Annotated in this window: 6 protein-coding genes; 5 read left to right on the top strand and 1 reads right to left on the bottom strand. The window is 72.4% G+C overall.

The window, feature by feature from the left end:
• Together VF825_RS10325 and VF825_RS10320 are read left to right on the top strand one after the other, a co-directional pair.
• A partial coding sequence (locus tag VF825_RS10325; protein ID WP_331112887.1) for a DnaB-like helicase C-terminal domain-containing protein occupies positions 1 to 460 on the top strand: 460 nt, incomplete at its 5' end.
• On the top strand, positions 460 to 1,149 hold the full coding sequence (locus VF825_RS10320; protein WP_331112885.1) for a class I SAM-dependent methyltransferase: 690 nt from the start codon (positions 460 to 462) through the stop codon (positions 1,147 to 1,149). The genes VF825_RS10325 and VF825_RS10320, both read left to right, overlap by 1 nt.
• A 44-nt stretch (positions 1,150 to 1,193) precedes the next feature.
• Here the strand turns inward: VF825_RS10320 and VF825_RS10315 are convergent, their stop codons facing one another.
• A complete protein-coding gene (locus VF825_RS10315) occupies positions 1,194 to 1,442 on the bottom strand; it encodes a hypothetical protein (protein WP_331112883.1) in 249 nt (82 codons plus the stop codon).
• A 102-nt stretch (positions 1,443 to 1,544) separates the two neighbouring features.
• Here VF825_RS10315 and VF825_RS10310 point away from each other — a divergent pair, with 102 nt between their 5' ends.
• The 3 genes from VF825_RS10310 to VF825_RS10300 all read left to right on the top strand — a co-directional run bounded on the left by VF825_RS10310 (position 1,545) and on the right by VF825_RS10300 (position 2,832).
• Positions 1,545 to 2,153, top strand: a complete 609-nt coding sequence (locus VF825_RS10310) for an NUDIX hydrolase (RefSeq protein ID WP_331112881.1) — start codon at positions 1,545 to 1,547, stop codon at positions 2,151 to 2,153.
• 105 nt (positions 2,154 to 2,258) lie between these two features.
• On the top strand, positions 2,259 to 2,657 hold the full coding sequence (locus VF825_RS10305; RefSeq protein WP_331112879.1) for a hypothetical protein: 399 nt from the start codon (positions 2,259 to 2,261) through the stop codon (positions 2,655 to 2,657).
• A gap of 34 nt (positions 2,658 to 2,691) precedes the next feature.
• Positions 2,692 to 2,832, top strand: a complete 141-nt coding sequence (locus VF825_RS10300; protein WP_331112877.1) for a VOC family protein — start codon at positions 2,692 to 2,694, stop codon at positions 2,830 to 2,832.
• Positions 2,833 to 2,865: the final 33 nt, after the last annotated feature.

Below are 2,865 nucleotides of genomic sequence, written 5' to 3'. Positions count from 1 at the left end.
CAGCCCCAACATGTCGCTGATGGAGATCCGGGCCAAGTGCCGCCGGCTCAAGCAGCGCAACAACCTGCGCCTGGTGATCATCGACTACCTGCAGCTGATGAGCTCGGGCAAGCGCGTCGAGTCCCGCCAGCAGGAGGTCTCAGAGTTCTCCCGTGCGCTCAAGCTGCTCGCCAAGGAGCTCGAGGTGCCGGTCATCGCGCTCTCCCAGCTCAACCGTGGCCCCGAGCAGCGCACCGACAAGAAGCCGCAGATGAGCGACCTGCGTGAGTCGGGATCGATCGAGCAGGACGCCGACATGGTCATCCTGCTGCACCGCGAGTCCCTCTACGAACGCGAGTCGCCGCGCGAGGGCGAGGCCGACCTGATCGTGGCCAAGCACCGTAACGGCCCCACCGACACCATCGTCGTGGCGTTCCAGGGCCACTACTCGCGCTTCACCAACATGGCCTCCAGCTTCTGATGTCGATCACTGACGGGGCCACCACGGCGGCCTCCTGGGAGGTGGAGTACGCCCACGGCCGCTACCTCGAGGAGGTGCCGGTCAGCTTCGTGCGCGACATCCTCGACGCCGCCGCCGACGCGCACCTGCCCGGTGAGGCGCTCTACATCGGGTGCGGCAACGGCCGCAACGTCGCACCGCTGGCCGACGCGGGCCTCGACGTGCTCGGCCTCGACGTCGCGCCTACTACGATCGCCCAGGCCCGCCGCCGGATGCCCGCGCGGGCCGACCGGTTCCAGGTCGGCAGCCTCGACGACCTCCCCTCCGGGGCGACGTGGCCGGTGGTCATCGGGATCCAGGTGTTCCAGCACGGCACCCGCGCCGAGGCGCACGGCCACCTCGCCGCCGCGGCGGAGCGGGTGGCACCCGGCGGCCTGCTCTGCGTCCGCGTCAACGCCTCGGCCACCGACATCTGGCCGGCGCACCGGGTCGTCGAGCTCGGCGACGACGCCGGGTTCACGGTGCGCTACACCCAGGGGCCCAAGGCAGGGCTCGCGGTCCACTTCTTCGCCGCGGACGAGATCCGGGCGGTGCTCGGACCGCAGTTCACCCCCGTGCGCGACCTCAGCCTCGACGTCACCCACCGTGAGGCGCCGGGCGTGGGCCAGTGGTGCCAGTGGGAAGCCATCTGGCGACGCGACGAAGCCTGACGCCGTACGCGGACCACGGCTGGGGTCATGCCCTGGCGGGGAGGTCAGGGGCAGGGGCAGCGCTGCTCCTGCGGCAGCGGCGTTGGTCCGCTCGACACGTCGACCTCTGCCGGTGTACTGCCAGCGGGCGTGGCCACCCCGGGGACAGCTGGCACGTAGACGGTGACGGCGGACGGCATGTTTGTGGCGTTCGCGAACGGGCTGGACACCACGCTGGCCGAGGACAGGGCCGAGAGCGTCGCCACGGTCAGCGCGGCGACGATCAGCAGCGACGCACCGACGGCCCCGGCCACCTGCCGACGCGTCCACCCCACAGCAACCCCCCAACCGTTCGCCGGCTGCGGGACGTCCGCGCCGGACCCCAGTATGCCCACCGTCTCGCTGGGAGCACCCCCATGACTGACCCACTGGCCACGGTCCGGCGCCTGGTCGAGGACATCCAGCCCCTCGACCGGCAGGAGGAGGCCGACAGGGACCACGTGCTGCGCTGGCTCGGGGAGACCGACGACGTCTTCCGGCGTGCGAAGCCCCGCACCCCGCCGCAGCACCTGGTCTCCTACTTCCTGCTCCTCGACCCCACCGGTCCCCACGTCCTGCTCGTGGACCACCGCAAGGCGGGCCTGTGGCTGCCTGCCGGGGGCCACGTGGAACCGGGGGAGAGCCCGGTGGACACCGTTCGTCGCGAGGTCGTCGAGGAGCTCGGCATTGCCGCGAGCTTCCCGGCCTGGATCGGCGAGAAGGCGTGCTTCCTGACGGTGACCGAGACGGTGGGCGAGCCCAGCGCGCGACACGTGGACGTTAGCCTCTGGTTCGTCCTGCACGGCGACCGGCGGCAGGAGCTCACCCCGGACCCGGGCGAGTTCCGGACCGTCCGCTGGTGGACGCCGGGGGAGGTGGCCGCGGCCGACGTCGCGGCCTTCGACCCCCACCTGGGGCGCATGCTGTCCAAGCTGGCCGACGTCGTGCCGGGCCGGCCAGGACAGGGGACCCCAGGGGCCCGGTGAGCCGTTCAGCCGCCGGGCAGGAGGCTGACCGGGCAGGATGGCCCCGCCAGGGCCGGAGATCGCGCCGGTCGGGGGCTGACGCCCTGCCGGAGGAAGGGGGAGGTCATGACGGTCGTGGACCCGGCGCTGACACCGCACCGGGCGCGCCGGGCGGTGGTACGCGCCGTCGGCGACCAGGCCCTGCTGCTGGTCGCCTTGCCGTTCATTCTGCGCCTCCCGAACGGCAGCGGCTCGGTTGCCACGCTCGTCGTCTGCCTGCTGCGCAGCGGCGGCGGCCGGTCCGTCGAGGTCTGGGACGCGCTGGAGCGACCGGACCGGGGGGAGCGCCGGCGGGGGGTCAGCTCGGTCGGCTACCTGCGCTTCTGGGCCCAGCGGGCGGGGTGGCCGGTCGTGCCCCTCCTGCGCCTCCGCCGCGGGCTGCGGGTGGCCACCGTGGTCGCGTACGGCGGCCTCGTCCTCATCTGGGTCCTTCCCGCGCTTGCGAGAGCGCTCGGATGGTCGTGATGCCGGACCGACCTCGTCGGAGCAGACTCGCGGCATGATCGGACGCCTCGAGAAGACCGTCATCGACTGTCCCGACCCGCGCCGGCTCGCGGACTTCTACTGCCAGGTGCTCGGCATGCAGGTCACCGAGGACCGGGAGGACTGGGTGGTCATCGCGTCTTCGGCGACCCGGTAGGCCATCCGTTCTGCATCGTCTTCCGCCCCCTCG

Origin of the sequence: Oryzihumus sp. (assembly GCF_036391795.1) — a bacterium.
GTDB lineage: Bacteria > Actinomycetota > Actinomycetes > Actinomycetales > Dermatophilaceae > Oryzihumus.
Note: the sequence above shows the minus strand (reverse complement) of the source record. Positions and strands in the feature narration are given on the sequence as shown.